18 protein-coding genes are annotated in these 17,530 nt (G+C 57.9%); 11 read left to right on the forward strand and 7 right to left on the reverse strand.

What is annotated here, in order from left to right:
* Window position 1 precedes the first annotated feature (1 nt).
* The 10 genes from ASD54_RS21765 to ASD54_RS21810 all read left to right on the forward strand — a co-directional run bounded on the left by ASD54_RS21765 (window position 2) and on the right by ASD54_RS21810 (window position 7,943).
* Entirely contained in the window at window positions 2-670 is a 669-nt protein-coding gene (locus ASD54_RS21765) for an amino acid ABC transporter permease (protein ID WP_062556653.1), read from the forward strand.
* 10 nt (window positions 671-680) lie between these two features.
* Complete coding sequence (locus ASD54_RS21770) at window positions 681-1,322, forward strand: amino acid ABC transporter permease (protein ID WP_062556654.1); 642 nt, start codon at window positions 681-683, stop codon at window positions 1,320-1,322.
* A gap of 82 nt (window positions 1,323-1,404) precedes the next feature.
* Window positions 1,405-2,133: an amino acid ABC transporter ATP-binding protein gene (locus ASD54_RS21775; RefSeq protein WP_062556910.1), complete on the forward strand. Its 729-nt coding sequence runs from the start codon at window positions 1,405-1,407 to the stop codon at window positions 2,131-2,133.
* A gap of 127 nt (window positions 2,134-2,260) precedes the next feature.
* On the forward strand, window positions 2,261-3,088 hold the full coding sequence (locus ASD54_RS21780; RefSeq protein WP_062556655.1) for a shikimate dehydrogenase: 828 nt from the start codon (window positions 2,261-2,263) through the stop codon (window positions 3,086-3,088).
* A 98-nt stretch (window positions 3,089-3,186) separates the two neighbouring features.
* Window positions 3,187-3,939 (forward strand): FadR/GntR family transcriptional regulator, encoded by a 753-nt coding sequence (locus tag ASD54_RS21785; protein ID WP_062556656.1) that lies wholly within the window; start codon window positions 3,187-3,189, stop codon window positions 3,937-3,939.
* A gap of 62 nt (window positions 3,940-4,001) precedes the next feature.
* Window positions 4,002-4,322 (forward strand): cupin domain-containing protein, encoded by a 321-nt coding sequence (locus tag ASD54_RS21790; protein WP_062556657.1) that lies wholly within the window; start codon window positions 4,002-4,004, stop codon window positions 4,320-4,322.
* A gap of 115 nt (window positions 4,323-4,437) precedes the next feature.
* The gene (locus tag ASD54_RS21795) at window positions 4,438-5,460 is read left to right on the forward strand and encodes an ABC transporter permease (RefSeq protein WP_062556658.1); all 1,023 of its coding nucleotides are present in this window, start codon (window positions 4,438-4,440) and stop codon (window positions 5,458-5,460) included.
* Window positions 5,460-6,344, forward strand: a complete 885-nt coding sequence (locus tag ASD54_RS21800) for an ABC transporter permease (protein WP_156379324.1) — start codon at window positions 5,460-5,462, stop codon at window positions 6,342-6,344. The genes ASD54_RS21795 and ASD54_RS21800 overlap by 1 nt, the downstream gene beginning before the upstream one ends.
* 4 nt (window positions 6,345-6,348) lie before the next feature.
* Window positions 6,349-7,182: an ABC transporter ATP-binding protein gene (locus tag ASD54_RS21805; protein WP_062556660.1), complete on the forward strand. Its 834-nt coding sequence runs from the start codon at window positions 6,349-6,351 to the stop codon at window positions 7,180-7,182.
* The gene (locus ASD54_RS21810; protein ID WP_062556661.1) at window positions 7,182-7,943 is read left to right on the forward strand and encodes an ABC transporter ATP-binding protein; all 762 of its coding nucleotides are present in this window, start codon (window positions 7,182-7,184) and stop codon (window positions 7,941-7,943) included. The genes ASD54_RS21805 and ASD54_RS21810 overlap by 1 nt, the downstream gene beginning before the upstream one ends.
* Window positions 7,944-7,966: 23 nt before the next feature.
* Here the strand turns inward: ASD54_RS21810 and ASD54_RS21815 are convergent, their stop codons facing one another.
* The 4 genes from ASD54_RS21815 to ASD54_RS21830 all read right to left on the reverse strand — a co-directional run bounded on the left by ASD54_RS21815 (window position 7,967) and on the right by ASD54_RS21830 (window position 12,082).
* Window positions 7,967-8,494, reverse strand: coding sequence for a hypothetical protein (locus ASD54_RS21815; RefSeq protein WP_062556662.1), 528 nt, complete (start codon window positions 8,492-8,494; stop codon window positions 7,967-7,969).
* A 124-nt stretch (window positions 8,495-8,618) separates the two neighbouring features.
* Window positions 8,619-10,217 carry an ABC transporter substrate-binding protein gene (locus tag ASD54_RS21820; protein WP_062556663.1) on the reverse strand — a complete coding sequence of 533 codons (1,599 nt, stop codon included), beginning with the start codon at window positions 10,215-10,217 and terminating at the stop codon, window positions 8,619-8,621.
* An 81-nt stretch (window positions 10,218-10,298) separates the two neighbouring features.
* Window positions 10,299-10,925 (reverse strand): SGNH/GDSL hydrolase family protein, encoded by a 627-nt coding sequence (locus tag ASD54_RS21825; protein WP_062556664.1) that lies wholly within the window; start codon window positions 10,923-10,925, stop codon window positions 10,299-10,301.
* An 8-nt stretch (window positions 10,926-10,933) separates the two neighbouring features.
* A complete protein-coding gene (locus ASD54_RS21830) occupies window positions 10,934-12,082 on the reverse strand; it encodes a mandelate racemase family protein (protein ID WP_062556665.1) in 1,149 nt (382 codons plus the stop codon).
* 363 nt (window positions 12,083-12,445) lie between these two features.
* On the opposite strand from ASD54_RS21830, the gene ASD54_RS21835 reads away from it, so the two are divergent.
* A complete protein-coding gene (locus ASD54_RS21835) occupies window positions 12,446-14,713 on the forward strand; it encodes a TonB-dependent hemoglobin/transferrin/lactoferrin family receptor (RefSeq protein WP_062556666.1) in 2,268 nt (755 codons plus the stop codon).
* An 88-nt stretch (window positions 14,714-14,801) separates the two neighbouring features.
* Here the strand turns inward: ASD54_RS21835 and ASD54_RS21840 are convergent, their stop codons facing one another.
* From ASD54_RS21840 to ASD54_RS21850, 3 genes are read right to left on the reverse strand one after another with little or no spacing between them, the layout of a single operon-like run.
* Window positions 14,802-15,584 (reverse strand): heme ABC transporter ATP-binding protein, encoded by a 783-nt coding sequence (locus ASD54_RS21840; protein ID WP_062556667.1) that lies wholly within the window; start codon window positions 15,582-15,584, stop codon window positions 14,802-14,804.
* Window positions 15,581-16,681 (reverse strand): iron ABC transporter permease, encoded by a 1,101-nt coding sequence (locus ASD54_RS21845; RefSeq protein ID WP_062556668.1) that lies wholly within the window; start codon window positions 16,679-16,681, stop codon window positions 15,581-15,583. The genes ASD54_RS21840 and ASD54_RS21845 overlap by 4 nt, the downstream gene beginning before the upstream one ends.
* Window positions 16,665-17,519: an ABC transporter substrate-binding protein gene (locus ASD54_RS21850; RefSeq protein ID WP_244484819.1), complete on the reverse strand. Its 855-nt coding sequence runs from the start codon at window positions 17,517-17,519 to the stop codon at window positions 16,665-16,667. The genes ASD54_RS21845 and ASD54_RS21850 overlap by 17 nt, the downstream gene beginning before the upstream one ends.
* Between the last annotated feature and the right edge of the window lie 11 nt (window positions 17,520-17,530).

The following is a 17,530-nucleotide window of genomic DNA, read 5'->3' on the forward strand; positions in this document are numbered from 1 at the left end:
CATGAACTATACGCTGGATTTCACACCGGTCATTGAAGGTCTCCCCAATCTGCTGATGGCATGTCTCGGCACCTTCACGCTCGCCATCTGCGGAATGCTGCTTGCTACCGTTATCGGCATTGGTGGTGTGGCGCTTCGCCAGTCACCGTTTGCACCAGTGCGATGGCTTGTCATCGGCTTTGTCGAACTCATCCGTAACACGCCGTTTCTGGTGCAGATCTTCTTCATCTATTTTGCGCTTCCTCTCGCGGGGATCCGGCTCGATCCGACGCCGACAGCCATCATCGCGCTGGGTATCAACGGCGGAGCCTACGCGATTGAAATCATTCGTGGCGGAGTGCAATCCATCCCCAATGGACAGATGGAAGCCGGGCTCGCTCTGGGGCTGCATAAGGCGCAAGTCTTTCGGCTCATCATTCTGAAACCGGCTCTGAGGGCAATCTTTCCGTCGCTGACCAGCCAGTTCGTTCTCCTGACACTCACCACGAGTATTGCGTCGGCAATTTCCGCCTACGAACTGACATCCGTATCGCAGCGGATCGAATCCGATAGTTTCCGCAGCTTCGAGGTCTATTTCACTGTGACGATTTTCTATCTGGTGATCTCGTGGCTCATGATGCGGCTCTTCGCATTCTTCTCGGCGCGTTACTTCGCCTATCCGGTCAAGTGAGGAGAAGACCATGGGTCACGATGAATTCGTCTTCCTGCTGATCGGCCTGAAGTGGACGCTTGCTCTTTCCGTGGTTGGTTTCGTGTGCGGTTGCGTGGCTGGGCTCATCATTGCCCTGGCTCGAACCTGCGGTATTCGACCGGTCGAAACGGCAGTCGCTGGCTACATTGCGGTCTTTCAGGGCACGCCACTGCTGATGCAGTTGTTCGTGGTGTATTACGGTTTGGCACTGATCGGCATCAAGATTGATGCCTGGGCGGCGGTGGCAACCGGGCTTACTTTGCACGCGAGTGCCTATCTTGGAGAAATCTGGCGAGGCGCCATCGAGGCTGTTCCACGCGGCCAGACCGAGGCCTCCAAAGCGCTCGCATTGGGTTATGTTTCGCGCATGAAGGATGTCATCCTGCCACAGGCATTGCGCATCTCGCTTCCCGCAACGATCGGCTTTCTCGTTCAGTTGATCAAAGGAACGTCGCTGGCATCAATCGTGGGTTTCACCGAACTCACACGAGCCGGAAACATCATCTCCAACCAGATCTTCCAGCCGCTGACCGTCTTTGGAATCGTCGGCATTCTGTATTTCATCATGTGTTGTCCGTTGACGATCTACGGCGCCTATCTGGAACGCAAGTTCGCCGCTTCGGCACGTTGATGACACACGCCGTGATGCGGCCTCACTATTCTCGGAGTTCAGCATGAGTGACACTTTGATCGATACGACCGGCACAGTGCCCATGATCAGCATGACGGGCGTTGCGAAATGGTATGGCGCTTTCCAGGCCTTGAAGGACGTGAACATCACGGTCAACAAGGGGGAGAAGATCGTTCTTTGCGGCCCTTCTGGCAGTGGAAAGTCGACGCTCATTCGCTGCATCAATCACCTGGAATCCTATCAGGAAGGCCAGATCAAGGTCGGCGGCATGGTGCTTGGCCATGAGGCTAGAAGTATCGACGCGGTGCGCCGTGAAGTCGGCATGGTTTTCCAGCAGTTCAATCTTTTTCCGCATCTCACCGTGATGGAAAACTGCATGCTGGCACCCATGCGCGCCTTGAAAGTCAGCAGATCCGAGGCAGAAAGCCGCGCTCGGCAATTGCTGGCGCGGGTTCAGATCGCCGAGCAGGCAGATAAATATCCGGCGCAGCTTTCGGGCGGCCAGCAGCAGCGTGTGGCCATAGCCCGCGCACTTTGCATGCGCCCGAAGGTGATGCTGTTCGATGAGCCGACCTCCGCCCTCGACCCCGAGATGGTGAAGGAGGTTCTCGATACGATGATTGCGCTCGCTGATGAAGGGATGACGATGATCTGCGTCACGCACGAAATGGGCTTTGCCCGTCAGGTCGCGGACCGCGTCATCTTTATGGCCAGCGGAGCGATCGTTGAAGAGGCGCCGCCCGCCGAATTCTTCTCGAATCCAAAACACGAGCGAACGCGGAAATTCCTCGGCGAAATTCTCGGTCACTGACCGACACGATCTGGACCATCATTCCACTCAGTCACTGACGTCGGGACCAGTTTTCCGGCGCGATGCAACTCGACCCTCGATCAGGATCACACAGGACCTGAACATCAAGAATTCAAGGTGAACGCCGATGATCAACGGCAATACGAAACTCATCGCGCATCTCGGCTATCCGACCCATACCTTCAAGGCGCCGCTGATCTACAACCCCTATTTTCAGGCAAGCGGCATCGACGCTGCTGTTGTGCCGATGGGATGTCGACCGGAAGACTATCCTGAGTTCCTCAAACTCGTCTTCCGGCTTTCCAACATCCACGGCGCGCTCATCACCATGCCGCACAAGATCACGACGGTTGGGCTCCTTGATGAGGTGTCCAAGAACGTCGAAGTGGCCGGTGCCTGCAATGCCGTCAGGATTGCCGAAGACGGGCGCCTGATTGGCGATATGTTCGACGGCGAGGGCTTCGTGCGCGGCGTTCTGCGCCATGGTCGGCAAATCCTAGGAAAACGCGCCATCATCACCGGGGCGGGCGGCGTCGGCAGCGCTATTGCCGCCTCACTTGCCCATGCTGGCGTGGCAGAGATTTGCATATTCGATACTCATGCCGCCATGATGCGCGAACTTGCTGAGCGCCTCCGCCACCATTATCCAGAACTGAAAGTCTTGACCGGTTCAAACGACCCAACAGGCTTTGATATCGTCGTGAATGCGACGCCGCTTGGAATGAAGGATGGTGATCCCCTGCCCTTTGAGGTCGAGCGAATTTCTCCTGACGCCTTCGTCGGGGAAGTTGTACTGAAACAGGAGATCACGCCGTTCTTGGCCGCCGTTCGAGCACGCGGCTGCGATTTCCAGGTCGGGGTCGATATGCTGTTTGAGCAGATCCCTGCCTATCTCGAATTCTTCGGCTTTCCGACGACGACCGCTGAGCATCTTCGCGAGCTTGCGGCGATCTGAAGCCTCGCCTCCGTACATCTTATCCGGCCCTGCATCTTGGCAGCCGTGCCCTCCTCGCGTAAACATGCCTGACAAGTACGCGCCGGAAGGGGAAGCCGATGGATCTGGAAGCAATGCCTGCGGAAGCGCAGAACAAATCTCTGGCGTTCCGGATCAGTTCAGCGCTGCGCCGCGATCTCGTGAACGGCGTGTTTCGCGCAGGGGACCGTCTCCCAAGTGAGAGCACGCTCACGCGGGAGTATTCTGTCAGCCGAACCGTCGTACGCGAAGCTATCGCGATCTTGCGCGCCGATGGTTTGGTGGAGGCACGCAAAGGTGCCGGAGTTTTCGCCCTTGCCGCTGCTCCTGTTGTTGAACAACCCTTCCACGATCTGACCACTGAGCGGATTTCATCGGTGATCGAACTTCTGGAATTGCGCACAGTCTTCGAGGTCGAGGCCGCGGCGCTTGCTGCGTCCAGACGCTCCGCTACGCAGATTGAAGACATTGTGGAGGTGCATCGCATTGTCGGTGAGTGCCTGGGTTCCGGCGCCCCGACCCGTGATGCCGATTTCAACTTCCATATGGCGATTGCACAGGCAACCCAGAACAGGCGTTTCCCGGAATTCCTTCAATTGATCCGTACGGGAATCATACCCCGTGGCGATTTGCAGGGTTCTCCTCCTGGAGCAAGGCCAAAGGATTACAATCAGCATCTCCAGCAGGAGCATGCAATGATCGTCGATGCAATCATCGAGGGCGACCCTGAAGCAGCGCGGGCTCATATGCGCGCTCACCTCAAGGGCAGTCTTGAACGATACCGGGCTCTGCTGCGTTCGCAGACAAGTGCGCACGCCGAGGTTCGGCAATAGAGCTTGTCACACAGGATAACGGGCATGTATGGTAAGTTGACCATAACTTGATTGAGGTATCCATGTCCCTGCCCGTATTTCCAGCTGCCTATCCCGATCCCGGCGTCACGCGTCGCGTGCTGTCCGAAAACGCTGAACTGATGGTGGTCTCGTTCCGTTTTGACCAGGGCGCTGAAGGCAAGTTGCACAGTCATCCACATGTCCAGTCCACCTATGTCGCGAGCGGAAAATTCCGCTTCTTCCGTGACGGTGAAGCCATTCTCCTCAATCCGGGTGACAGTCTTGTCATCCCCGGCAATGTTGAACACGGATGCCAGTGTCTTGAGCAAGGTGAACTCATCGATTGCTTCACCCCGCGGCGCGACGATTTTCTGTCTGTCTGACATTTGCGGGACCTCTAAGGCTCGCTTGACATGATGCCCCTCCTGTGACAGGTTCAATCAAACCTGTCTGACAGGATATGGCCCCGACAGAGGACGGAGGCCGTCTGGAGGAAGAATGTCATTCAATCGCCCGCGCCTTACCGGCGCTGCGGGTCAGATCGGCAGCATTGCAGTCACCCTGCTTGGCCTGTTGATGCTGACCTTTTTCATCGGCCGGCTCATGCCGGCTGATCCAGTCCGCGCCATTGTCGGTGAAGATGCCACCCGGGAGACCTACGAGCAGGTCTATCGGTCGCTCGGTTTTGACCGGCCGCTTTGGGAGCAGTTCATCTATTATCTGAGAGATATCTTTTCCGGCAATTTCGGCACCTCCATCCGAACAGGTCAGCCGGTCATTCAGGACATCATTCATGTGATGCCCGCCACCATCGAGCTTGCGACCTTCGCCATCATCATCGGCGCGGCGCTGGGTGTACCGATGGGAGTTCTCGCGGCAGTCAAAAAAGATCGCTGGCCGGACCATGCAATCCGCGTCGTGAGCCTGATGGGGCATTCAATGCCCATCTTCTGGACCGGCATGATTGCGCTGATCATCTTCTACGCTCACCTGGGCCTCGTCGGTGGTAGCGGTCGTATGGACCAGTTCTACATCGGTCTTGTCGAGGATCGCACGGGCTTCCTGCTGATTGACAGTCTGCTTGCCGGTGAAATGGATGTCTTCTGGTCCGCCTTGAACCATCTCATCCTGCCAGCGTCGCTGCTTGGTTATTCGTCGGCAGCCTACATCACCCGCATGACTCGAAGTTTCATGCTGGATCAGCTTGGACAGGAATACGTCACGACTGCGCGCGTCAAAGGCCTTTCGCAAGCGCAAACGATCTGGCTGCATGCCTTCGGGAATATTCGGGTTCAATTGGTCACAATCATTGCCCTGGCCTATGGTTCGCTACTGGAAGGCGCTGTGCTGATCGAAACTGTCTTCGCCTGGCCGGGCTTCGGCCAATACCTGACCAGCAACCTGATCATTGGCGACATGAACGCTGTAATGACCTGCGTTCTGATTGTCGGTGTCATCTTCATCGGCCTCAATCTGCTCGCCGATATCCTATACCGCGTCTTTGATCCGAGAACCCGCTGATGAGTGCCTCCACACAATCGCTTCGTATGCCTGAATGGCTGAATGCGCTCAGAAACATATTGCGCTTCCTGGTGCGCAGTCCCACCTCGGCCTTTGGTCTGTTTGTCATATCTGTGCTCATCCTAGCCGCGGTGTTTGCACCGATCATTGCCACGCATGACCCTTATGTCCAGAACCTGGCGAATACGCTCAAGGCACCCGGCAACGGCCATCTGTTCGGCACGGACGAACTGGGACGCGATATCTTCAGCCGCCTCATCTTTGGCGCACGGATAACGCTCACCATCATCTTCCTTGTTTCGATCATCGTCGGCCCCATCGGCCTGCTTATCGGCGCAGCTTCCGGCTATCTCGGCGGAAAGTTCGACACCGTGATGATGCGGATCACCGACATCTTCTTGTCTTTCCCGAGCCTTATCCTGTCGCTCGCTTTCGTCGCAGCGCTTGGCCCAAGTCTGAATAATGCCATTATCGCAATTGCCTTGACCTCATGGCCGCCGATTGCGCGTCTTGCCCGCGCTGAAGCGATGACCTTCCGAAAGGCAGACTACATTGCGGCTGCGCGGCTTCAGGGTGCCTCGCCTATGAGGATCATCGTGAAATCCATCATGCCCATGTGTCTGCCATCGGTGCTTATTCGACTGACGCTGAACATGGCGACTGTCATTCTGACGGCTGCAGGCCTGGGCTTTCTGGGGCTTGGCGCCCAGCCACCGATGCCGGAATGGGGCGCCATGATCGCAACAGGCCGTCGCTACATGCTGGATAACTGGTGGCTCGTCACCTTCCCGGGCCTCGCCATCTTGTGTGTCAGCCTTGCCTTCAACCTTCTGGGCGATGGGCTGCGCGATGCGCTGGATCCCAAGCAGATGAACCGGAGATAGATCCATGAACACCGTATTGGACGTGGAAAATCTGCGGATCCGCTATGCAGGCGCGGAAACCGAAGCGGTACGTGGTGTTTCCTTCACGCTCGGACGAGAGCGGCTTGGCATTGTCGGCGAATCCGGCTCGGGCAAATCGACGGTCGGCCGGGCGCTGCTCCGGCTTCTGCCCGGCTCAAGGATCACTGCCGACCGCTTGCGCTTCGAGGAACTCGATCTTTTGCAGCTTTCCGAAAAGCAAATGCTCAAGGTTCGCGGGCGGCGCATGTCGATGATCCTGCAGGATCCGAAGTTCTCGCTCAATCCTATCCGTCGCGTCGGCGATCAGGTGGCTGAAACCTATCTCAGACATTTTCGATGTACTCGCAGCGAGGCACGGGACAAGGCAATCGCGATGCTGGAGGCAGTCAAGATCCGGGATGCCGAACGCGTCTTCCAACAATACCCGCACGAGATTTCGGGAGGCATGGGGCAACGCGTCATGATTGCCATGATGTTGTTGGCGGATCCTGATCTGGTCATTGCCGATGAGCCGACATCGGCGTTGGATGTGACCGTCCGGCTTCAGGTTCTCGATATTCTGGACGGGCTGGTGCGCGACCGAGGCATCGGCCTGATCATGATCAGCCACGATCTCAATCTCGTACGCAACTTCTGTGATCGCGTCCTCATCATGTATGCGGGACGTGTCGTGGAAAGCCTGAAGGCAAGTGAACTTGAGCACGCGCAACATCCCTACACTCAAGGCCTTCTTGCGGCTCAGCCGCGCATAGGCGGCCCGCGCAAGCCCCTGGCCGTGCTTGATCGCAAACCGGAATGGCTGGAGGAAAAGGCCTGATGTCCGTTACTGTCGACGTCAAAAATCTTTCGATCTCGTTCGGCGATGGTCCTGCTGCCGTCAAGGTTCTGCCGGATGTCTCGTTCGGCGTAAACCCGGGCGAATGCTTCGGCCTTGTGGGCGAATCCGGGTCTGGAAAATCCACCGTTCTCCGCTGCATCAGCATGCTCACCGATTTCTGGAAAGGTGAGATTCTGATCGACGATCGATCGGTCAGAGATATCCCGCTTATCCAGCGATGCCGCATGTTGCAGATGGTGTTTCAGGATCCCTACGGGTCGCTCCATCCGCGCCAATCGGTCCGCACCGTGCTGCACGAACCGCTCGTCATTCACAAGCTTGGTGACCGTGAAGAGCGCATGCGCAAGGCGATCACGGATGTCGGTTTGCCGATCGCGTTCCTCGACCGTTTCCCCCATCAACTCTCGGGCGGCCAGCGGCAACGTGTTGCCATTGCGCGTGCCCTGATCCTTGAACCCTCCCTGCTGCTGCTGGATGAGCCGACCTCGGCGCTGGATGTTTCCGTGCAGGCAGAAATCCTCAATCTGCTGCAGCGTCTGCAGAAGGAACGCGGCTTTACCTACATCATGGTCACGCATGATCTGGCCGTCGTCGACCATATGTGTGACCGCTTTGCAGTCATGCTGAAGGGTGAGGTGACGGAAATCCTGCCGCGGGACGCGATTGCGGAAAATCGCGCAACCCATCCCTATGCTCGCGAACTGGTTGGGGCCTCCCTTGCCTATGAGGGGCGGGCCTAAGCCCCTGCCCTTCTGATTTCGTTTCAATCCGGCGCTGCAAAGGGTTCCAGTTCGGCATCGAACGGAACTTCCACGACATTATTGAAGACAGCCGTCGCCAGCATGATGCCAGCCAGCGCAACAAGGTCGACTAGCGTCTTGTTGTGGTATCGGATCTTGAGAGCGGCCCAGATATCCGGCGGGATGTCTTTCGAGTTGCGCACGATGGCCCGCCCGAAGTCATTGAGTAAGCGATCCTCTTCGCGCATTTCCAGCTCATCGGGATCGGCACCCGACTGGATGAGCGCGCGCCGGAAGAAAGTGACGGCTATTTTTGAGCCGACTTCTTCGGAAATGACCTTGCAGAGCACCTGTATCGCGCGATCATCCACCGCTGGCAGAAGCTCCTCCCGCAAGGTGAACCATTCTGCATAAATCCGGTGTGCCTGTGGTGAATGGAGAAGCGTTCGCTTCATGTTGGTCATGCGCCCGCGAAGCCTGATTTCCTCATCATGCGCTTCCCGAATGTGGTCCGGTGCAGTGGCGTAATCGATCATCGGGATATGCGGCATGCGGTTCTGGTCTCCATTCCGGTCGCCACAGACTATAGCAAGAGAAGGTCATATTGAACGCGAAAGGGAGCACGTGTCACCACGTGCTCCCTCGATGTCCGCCCGGGAGGAGGTTACAGGCGGGTTATCTCGCTTTGGTGACACCCTCGAAGCGCGAGAGCCAGGGGCTGACAATCATTCCCTTCACGTCAGCGCGATAGGCGGACGTATCGATGACTTCGGAGAATGGCTGGATCGGCATCACGAGCTCGTCCATATAGACCTGAAGCTCTTCATAAAGCTTGGCCTGCTTTGCCTTGTCCCGTTCGACAAGCGCCCCCTCGATCATCTTGTTCAGCTTTTCATCGAAGAAGCTTGTGCGCCAGCTTTGATAGTTCGTCAGCTTGGCTTCGTCGGAATTATTGGGGTTGTAGGCCATGGATCGGAGGTTGTTGTCCGGGTGCGGCTGTTGGCCACCACCGCCACGACCGACCAGCAGTTCAAACTTGCGGTCGCGCATGGCGCCGTAGATCTGGTCACCGGATCCGCTGATGATATCAGCCTTGATTCCTGCCTGACCCAGCGTGTTTTGGATAGCCGTTGCGGCCTTCAGGAACGGGTCCTCAGACAGCACACGCAGGGTTGTCTGGAAGCCGTTGGGGTAGCCAGCTTCAGCCAGAAGCGCTTTCGCCTTCGGAATGTCCAGCGTGTAACCCTGATCCGGCAGCGAACCCATGACACCCGTGCTCAAGGAGCGCTGATGTAGCGTACCGTAATAGGGCATGATCGCATCATTGATGCCCTTGTAGTCGATGACATAGCGCAGCGCTTCCCGGACTTTGCGGTTGGCGAACCGCTCATCTTTCATCGATACGGCAAGGTAGTAGAAGCCGGAGCCGGGCGTGGACTGGATGACGATGTTCTTGTCCTTGTCCAGTGCCGCAAGATCCGGCGCCTGAAGCGAATAGGCGACGTCGATATCACCCTTTTCCAGCATCAGACGCTGGGACTGCGATTCTGGCAGATGGCGCATGAGAACGCGGCGCATTGCAGCCTTCTGGCCCCAATAGGCGTCGTTGCGAGTGAGAATAATGTACTCGTTCGACTTCCACTGCGTCAGGGTAAAGGGGCCAGAGCCCGCGGAGTTCAGCGTCAACCATGCGCCGCCCAGATCCCCGTCCTTCTCGTTTTTCAACGCCGTCTTGCTGTCGATGATGGAGCCAGGGCCGTTCTGAGCCAGAATCATCAGCAGCAGTTCAGGGTCGTCCGCCTGCGGCAGGTTCAAGACGAAGGTCTGATCGTTCTCGACGACGAAAAGCTTGTCTGCCTGATCCAGCTTGAAACCGCGCGTTTTCAGGAACGAGGACTGCGCAAGATTACGTTGGAGAAGACGCTTGAGGCTCCAGGCAACATCGGCAGCAGTAACCGGATTGCCGGATGCAAACTTGGCGTCCTTGCGCAGATGAAACCGGATGGAGCGCCCATCTGCGGCAATCTCCCAGCGCTCTGCAAGCCGTGGCTTTACGCTACGGTCATCGGGCGACAGTATGACGAGCGTGTCATAGACGTTGTTCAGGACCTGAACCGTTTCGCGGCCTGTGATCGCCGCCGGATCAAGCGTCAGAATATTGCTCATGGTGGTGGCGACCACCAATTGGTCCTTGGGCGTTTCCGCCAGAACCGCAATCGGAGCCGCACCGAGCAGAAGCGCACCAAGCGCCGCAGTTGCCAGGAAATGTTTCATGTTACCTCCCAATTGTCCGCATGCGCTGCGGGCCATGTCAAAACGATCCGTCCACCCGTTCCTCCACGGGAAAGACAGCAGTTACAAAAGTGGCTGGACGACATCCGCCAGCGCCGCTCCCAGACATGCGGTAGACGGGCCATCCAGATGAACCCCGTCTGCAGCGGATGCTGAAATCACTGAACCCGCATCAAAGAAGCTCGCCCCGGTTTCCCGTGCCACCTGCTGGAGCACGGGCATCAGGCGCTCGGACTCTGCGATGCTTCTGCCACCGGCGGGGACCCCACCCGGCCCCGCAACACAGGGCGGCGGTGAAACGATCAGCACCTTCGGCTTTGCCGTGCGCGGCTTGTAAGGAAACGTCTCGACGATCTCCACCAGCCTGCGCAGTCCCGAATAGGCCGCTTCTGCCCGCCCTCCATGAGCTGGCTTGATGTCGTTGGTACCCAGCATGATGATCACCAGATCCAGCGGCATATGGCTGGCAAGTGCCACTTGAAGCGCCTTGGCGCCATTGCGGCAGGCTGGACCCGCGTGGTCATCGTAGCAGGTAGTGCGTCCGCCAAGTCCTTCGGTGACGACCTCAACTCCGGCGCCGAGCTTGGATTGCAGCACGTTCGGCCAGCGGAATTCCGAGGGATGGCGCAAACCACTGACGGGATCTGCACCCCAGGTCAGGCTATCACCAAAGGCCAGGATTGTTTTCATGGCCAACCTCAGCGAACGCGATTGTTGGCGATAAAATCGAAATCGATGTCCTCACCCAGCCCCGGACGATCGGGAACGTGAACGAAGCCGTCGCTGTCCATCGGGTCAGAGAGTGATTTCAGGTAATCGTGCCCGTCATCATATTCGAGGAAGGGATGCAGCAGACCGCGCTCGTACCAGCGGCAGTTCTTGGATGCCGCAACGACATGCAGGTTCATGGCGGTATTTCCATGCACCTCGCATTCCATACCGAAGCACTCTGCCATACGCATCGTTTTCAATGCAGGTGTAATTCCGCCGACATCGTTGACGCCGGTCCGCAGGATATCGCAGGCGCCAGCTTTCACCCATTCGGCACGATGCCAATGCTTTCCGGCCGCACTCTCGGGCCCGACAACGGGAATATCCAGATTGTCCGCAAGCCATTTGTAGGAGGAGAGCGACTGCTCATCCATAGGCTCCTCGATCCAGTCGAAACCAAGCTTTTCCAGGCCGCGACCAAGTTCGAGGGCGTCTGTTCGCGAATACCAGTGGAAGGCATCGATCATCAACCGGATATCCGGACCGACAGCTTCACGCACAGCGGCGCAGGCCTTGAGGTCCATCTTGACATCCGGAGCCCAGCTGACCGGAGGCATCCATGTATGCAGCTTGATGCCTTTGTAACCGCGCTTGACGAGGGTTTCCGCGAAACGTCCGTAGTCTTCCGGCGTCGCAAGACCACCTTCCAGTTCATCGCCGCACATGATCGATCCGTAGGCGAGGACCTTGTCACGATAGGCGCCGATCAACTTGTATACAGGTGTGTTCAGCGCGCGGCCTGCGAGATCCCAAAGTGCACAATCGACGACAGCCAGCGTCCGATCCGTGAGCTGCGCGGCAGAACCACGTTGCCAGTGGGCCAGTTCCTGCCACAGCTTTTCTCGATCCCTGTAATCCTGTCCGATTAGAACCTTCTTGACGAACTTGTCGATGACATGCGGACGAACGATTTCCGGCGCAGTGAAGGAATGACCCTCCTGCCCGTCTTCAGTTCGTATGGTCAAAATCGCCTGCTCGACTTGATGCGGCGGACCGGGATGCGCATGACCGGCGCTATCTGAGTGGCGGCGCGTCGTGGTGCGGAACACCTGCGCGGAGACTTCGGTGATAATCATAAGCTACCTGCAGTGAGTGGAGAGCTTCTCCATCGTTGTCATGCAAGATTTAGCGGAATATCGCGCAACTTGTCAAATAGGTTATTTCGATATGTCATACAGATTTCTACTGATGCACCCAACCCTGGGCCAGTCGGGAGCGTCGCTCACGCGAGATCGACGCCGTCACCCGGAAACCGTTTGCAGCAATCGTCATGCTTCGGTGATGAACTTTCTCCGAGAGACAAATAACTTGACAATCATATTCATGTTTTTTATTCGACGAGAATAAGGCGGCGGATAGCTGCCCGAATTTCTCGACATCGACGTGCCATTCGCGCGGCCGCTTTTGCGTGCGCGCTCCCTATTGCTGTGAAGAGGTTTATGATGCTTACCCGCTCCGCCCACCACCTGCTCGCGTGCACCAGCGTTATCACCGTGAGCCTCATGACGGCTGCGTTCGCCCAGGACATTCCTGCCGCGGAAACGGTGCTGGACCGCGTCAGTGTGAAGGGCGATCGGCGGGTAGTTCCGAAAGGCAGCGCCACCGATACGCCGCTGACCAGCGAGGTGAAGCGTGATGCGCTCGACGCCAGGCAGATCACCAGCCTTTCCGATCTGGGGCGGGTCGCGGAACCCGGTGTCAATTTCAATCGTACGACGGGCGCTGTAAACATTCGTGGCCTGGAAGGAAGCCGGGTACTGACCACAATCGACGGCATTCCACTGCCTTACCTGAGCGATGTCACGCGTGGCCTGACCGGTGGCGGCGCAAGTGGCGGCAGCGATACCGTGAATTTCAGCGCTCTGTCTGCGGTCGATGTCATGAAGGGAGCGGATTCCAGCCGTGCCGGAGGTGGTGCGCTTGGTGGCGTTCTCGCCTATCGCACGCTTGAACCGGAAGATCTGATTGGTGAAGGTCGCAATTGGGGTGGGCTTGCCAAGACAACCTACGACAGTTCGGACAAGAGTTGGCAGGGTGCAGCGGCCATCGCAGGCCGCATGGGCGGCACCTCTGCCCTGTTTCAGGGAAGCTACCGCAAGGGACATGAAACGAAAACAACCGGCAACGTAGACGATTATGGTGCCACGCGGACGCAGGCCAATCCGTCTGATTTCAGTGAAAACAACCTCCTCTTCAAACTGCGTCAGGAAATGTCCGATGGGCATACGATTGGATTGACCCTGGAGCGCTACCGTAAGGACCGCGACACCGACATGCGCACTTTGCAGGCGGTGAACGGTAATTACCGCCCCGGCAACTATGATGCGCAGAAAGACAATGATCGCGACCGCGCTTCAATCGACTACAAGTTCGAGAGCGAAAGCGATGACAGCTTCGTAGACACAGCTTGGGCATCGCTCTACTATCAGAAGCTAGGCATCATGGATGGGTATAGGGGCTATCGCTCCACCAGCATCATTGGTGCCATTGGGCGCGAGAATACGACGGATCAGAAAGAGTTTGGCCTGATCGGGGCCGCTCAAAAGAGCCTCGATCTGGGCGGCTTTGAGCACCGCTTCACATTCGGCTTCGATCTGGCTCGCCTGACAAGCGAACAATATTCGGCAGGTTATGACGCATGCCCGGCAAAGCCAGCCAGTGGCGTCTATACGGGCGCTGCCACCGCCTGCAACAACCTGCACACCAACCAGGCTGATACTCCCAAGGTGGACGGTCATCGTATCGGCTTTTACATCGACGATGAAATCGTGCTGGGGCAATCCGGTTTCCGCCTGACACCGGGTGTACGCTTCGATTGGGTGAGCTACGAACCGCAGATGACGGCAGCCTTTGCTCGCAATGCGTCCAAGCCGTCCCTCCCCGGCTCCTTCGATGACACGGCCATCTCCCCGAAACTCAGGCTCTCCTACGATCTGGCGCCTGCCACAGAACTCTATGCGCAATGGGCCATGGGGTTCCGGGCGCCGACCGCCGGTGAGCTTTACAGCCGCTTCGGCGCATCAGGCACCTATCTTCGTCTTGGTAATGCCTCACTGGAATCCGAAACCAGCCAGGGCTTCGAACTCGGGGCGAACCTGGGCGATGACCGGCTCGGCGGGCGGCTGAGCCTCTTCTACAACCGCTATCAGAACTTCATCGATAGCCGGAGTCTCACGGCTGCTGAGGCTTCTGCGCTTGGCTATTCCCTTTCCGACTACCGCCAAGGCGGAATTACCCAGTACCGCAACATCTCGGACGCGGAAATCTACGGCCTCGAAATGTCCGGCCAGAAGAAATTCGACAATGGCTTCCGCATTGGTGCAAGCCTGGCTGCTTTGGGAAGCAAGGATCTGGACAACAACACGTTCATCCGCTCCGTGGCCCCTATGAAGGCGGTGGCAAGCTTGGGTTACGACACCACCACATGGGGCGTCGGTGTCGACCTGATTGGCGTTGGCGCATCCCGCGATGACGATGGTAAGGGCGGAACCTACTTCCCGACGAATGGCTATGGCCTTGTAGATCTGACAGCCTGGTGGGAGCCGGAACAGACAAAGGGACTGCGCATCAATGCCGGTGTCTACAATGTGTTCGACAAGACCTATTACGACTACGCATCGGTGCGCAGCAATGCCAACACGCAGGCCCGCGAATTCTATTCAGAACCCGGTCGCAGCTTCAAGATATCGCTGACGCAGCGCTTCTAAACAGCAAGTGGGGCGCGGCTCGAAAGGGAGCCGCGCCCTGCTCTTTCGTAATGTCTCCGAATGCCCGAAAAGACGGTTGTTCACCGGTTCAGCGATATCGCGCCTGTGGCAGAATAAATGGCACGTCGGCACTTGGCAGTCGCCCAACAACCCCCGACATCCCATAGACCGGCGCAATAACCTCATCCGTCAATGTGGCCGAACGATCGCCAAGCGAAACAAGCCTTCCCCTATCCAGGACAGCGACTTGATCGGCGAACTCAGCCACGAGATTGAGATCGTGCAGGATGGCCATTACGATGCCACCGTCATGGGCAAAACGGCGGGCGATTTCCAGCACGCTGATCTGATGGCGCAGATCAAGGCTGGAGGTCGGTTCATCCAGAAACAGTGCTCTGGGCTCACCCTGCCAGATGGTTGAGGGAAGTTGGGCCAGAGTGCGCGCAAACTGCACGCGCTGCTGTTCGCCACCGGAAAGTGTCGGGTAGAGACGATGCTGGAAACCTGCGAGACCAACCTTCATCAAGGCCTTTTCCGCTTCGCGATCAGGCTCCATGGCTCCACAGGCGACTGCGCCCATCCGGACGATTTCCAGCACCGTGAATGGAAATGAAATATCGAGGGATTGCGGCAACACGGCCCTTCGCTGCGCCAGAGCCCGGGCATCCAGCGCTGCAAGGTCTTCGGTCCCGTATCGGATCGCGCCTCTGGAGACGGGTATTTCGCCCGTAATCGCCTTCAGGAGAGTGGATTTGCCTGCTCCGTTGGGACCAATGACAGCGGTGAAGCTTCCGCGCGGAAGATCCAGTGTGATGTCGTGCAGAAGACAGCGCGAAGCGCGCTCGACAGACAAAGCTTGAACCGTGATCATAGGACAGACCCCGAGCCGCGTCGCGCCAGCAACAGCATAAGGAAGACAGGAGCTCCGAACAGAGCCGTGATGATGCCAAGCGGTAATTCCGCGGGTGCGACGACAGTACGGGCAACGCTATCGGCAACCAGAAGAAGGACAGCGCCACCAAGCGCGGATGCTGGCAGAAGAAAGCGGTGCGACGGCCCGATGATCATTCGCAGAAGATGCGGGACAATGATCCCCACGAAGCCGATGGAACCGGCCACCGCAACCGTCGCACCACAGGCAGCGGCAACGGCTAGAACGATAAGTCGCTTCAGCCTTTGCACACGGATCCCCATGTGAAACGCGGCTGCATCCCCCAGAACCAGCGCATCGAGCCCGCGCGCAACTGACGGCGTGATGGCGACGACCATGAAGACAAAGGGCAGGACAGAAAGAACGCGCGCCCATGACGCTCCACTGAGCGAGCCGAGGGACCAGAAGGTGATGTCGCGCAGTTGTCGATCGTCTGCGACGAAAATCAGCACCCCCATGAGCGCGGCGCTAATGGCGCCGACAGCTATCCCGGAAAGAATGAGCGTCGCCGTCTGGGTCTGGCCGCCGCTGGTGGCGATCCGATAGAGCAGCCAGGTGTTCAGCAACCCGCCGAGGAATGCCATGAACGGTAGAAAATGGCTGCCGAGAGCGCTTGATATCGCAAGCAGCGGCCCTCCTCCGAGTACGATACCCATCACCGCAAAGAGAGCTGCACCCGACGTAACCCCGACGACGCCGGGATCCGCAAGCGGATTGCGGAACAAGCCCTGCATCATGGCGCCGGATACGGCAAGACCTGCGCCAACCAGCATCGCAAGGGCGGTTCGCGGCAGACGGACGGCTTCCAGCACGACGCGCTCCTGCAATGCAAGAGAAGAGCCCTGCCCGTTCACATATTGCCAGACATGCCAGAGATTGACACCCGTGGCGCCGACTGCGAGCGAAAGTGCTATGGCTGCAAGCAGCAGGATCGTCAGGCCGACCAGCGTAAAGAAGCCAAGGCGAGACCGATCGCCTGTCTCCTGAAGCTTCAGAAGCCGCAGCGCCGCTTCAACCACTTTACTGGCTCCCACCATACAGTTTCGCGGCCAGCAGGCGAACCGCATCGGGTGTGCGTGGACCAAACCCCGTCAACAATAACCCGTCCATGCCAAGAAGAGCACGTGCCTCTCCGGCGGGCGTCGACTTGAAGGCAGGCAATTCAAATACTTGTTCGGGGGTGAAACGATGATTTCCGGTCTCCATGACCAACACGAAGTCAGGCTTGGCGGCAATGATCGCCTCATCTGTCATCGGCTTGTAGCCCGAAACCTGCTCGGCGGCATTGATGCCGCCTGCCATGCGGATGAGTTCGGCGGGCTCCGTATCTTTACCGCCCACCATCACACGTCCGTTCGCGAGCGACAGTACGAACAGGACACGCTTTTTTGCAGCGGTGCGATTGGCGTTTTCGGCAATCGCAGCATCTAACTGCGAGCCTACCCTGTCAGCGATGGCGGATGCCTGAGTGTCTAAGCCGACCGCGGCTCCAACATCTCGGATCTTCTGCGAAACCGACTGCGCGTTCGGCTTTGACGCGATTGTAACGACTGGAAGGCCGCTTGCGCGGAGAACGGAAATGGCATCCGGCGGGCCTGAACCCTCCTGCAACAGGATAAGGTCCGGGTTCTGCCCGATAATTCCTTCCGGAGACAGGGCCCGCATATAGCCCACATCCGCCTTTTCTCTCGCTTGCGGCGGATGGATGCTGGTGGCATCAACGGCGATGATCCGCTCCTGCGCATTCAGCGCATAAAGGATTTCCGTGACCGTGCCTCCAACGGAAACGATCCGCTTTGCCTGCGGAAATGATTTTTTCTCTTGCGCGCCTGCAGCGGTCATATTCAAGCTGGCCAGGACTGCAAAGAGAGCCAACAATAATCTGC

Source organism: Rhizobium sp. Root149 (assembly GCF_001427345.1).
Lineage (GTDB): Bacteria > Pseudomonadota > Alphaproteobacteria > Rhizobiales > Rhizobiaceae > Neorhizobium > Neorhizobium rhizoryzae.

Excerpts from the sequence above, each read along its gene's own strand:
- ASD54_RS21785 (WP_062556656.1), top strand. The coding sequence starts at position 3,187 with ATGGATCTGGAAGCAATGCCTGCGGAAGCGCAGAACAAATCTCTGGCG.
- ASD54_RS21780 (WP_062556655.1), top strand. The coding sequence starts at position 2,261 with ATGATCAACGGCAATACGAAACTCATCGCGCATCTCGGCTATCCGACC.
- ASD54_RS21830 (WP_062556665.1), bottom strand. The coding sequence starts at position 12,082 with ATGATTATCACCGAAGTCTCCGCGCAGGTGTTCCGCACCACGACGCGC.
- ASD54_RS21810 (WP_062556661.1), top strand. The coding sequence starts at position 7,182 with ATGTCCGTTACTGTCGACGTCAAAAATCTTTCGATCTCGTTCGGCGAT.
- ASD54_RS21795 (WP_062556658.1), top strand. The coding sequence starts at position 4,438 with ATGTCATTCAATCGCCCGCGCCTTACCGGCGCTGCGGGTCAGATCGGC.
- ASD54_RS21835 (WP_062556666.1), top strand. The coding sequence starts at position 12,446 with ATGATGCTTACCCGCTCCGCCCACCACCTGCTCGCGTGCACCAGCGTT.
- ASD54_RS21845 (WP_062556668.1), bottom strand. The coding sequence starts at position 16,681 with ATGGTGGGAGCCAGTAAAGTGGTTGAAGCGGCGCTGCGGCTTCTGAAG.
- ASD54_RS21840 (WP_062556667.1), bottom strand. The coding sequence starts at position 15,584 with ATGATCACGGTTCAAGCTTTGTCTGTCGAGCGCGCTTCGCGCTGTCTT.
- ASD54_RS21805 (WP_062556660.1), top strand. The coding sequence starts at position 6,349 with ATGAACACCGTATTGGACGTGGAAAATCTGCGGATCCGCTATGCAGGC.
- ASD54_RS21775 (WP_062556910.1), top strand. The coding sequence starts at position 1,405 with ATGATCAGCATGACGGGCGTTGCGAAATGGTATGGCGCTTTCCAGGCC.
- ASD54_RS21770 (WP_062556654.1), top strand. The coding sequence starts at position 681 with ATGGGTCACGATGAATTCGTCTTCCTGCTGATCGGCCTGAAGTGGACG.
- ASD54_RS21765 (WP_062556653.1), top strand. The coding sequence starts at position 2 with ATGAACTATACGCTGGATTTCACACCGGTCATTGAAGGTCTCCCCAAT.
- ASD54_RS21825 (WP_062556664.1), bottom strand. The coding sequence starts at position 10,925 with ATGAAAACAATCCTGGCCTTTGGTGATAGCCTGACCTGGGGTGCAGAT.
- ASD54_RS21790 (WP_062556657.1), top strand. The coding sequence starts at position 4,002 with ATGTCCCTGCCCGTATTTCCAGCTGCCTATCCCGATCCCGGCGTCACG.
- ASD54_RS21815 (WP_062556662.1), bottom strand. The coding sequence starts at position 8,494 with ATGCCGCATATCCCGATGATCGATTACGCCACTGCACCGGACCACATT.
- ASD54_RS21820 (WP_062556663.1), bottom strand. The coding sequence starts at position 10,217 with ATGAAACATTTCCTGGCAACTGCGGCGCTTGGTGCGCTTCTGCTCGGT.
- ASD54_RS21800 (WP_156379324.1), top strand. The coding sequence starts at position 5,460 with ATGAGTGCCTCCACACAATCGCTTCGTATGCCTGAATGGCTGAATGCG.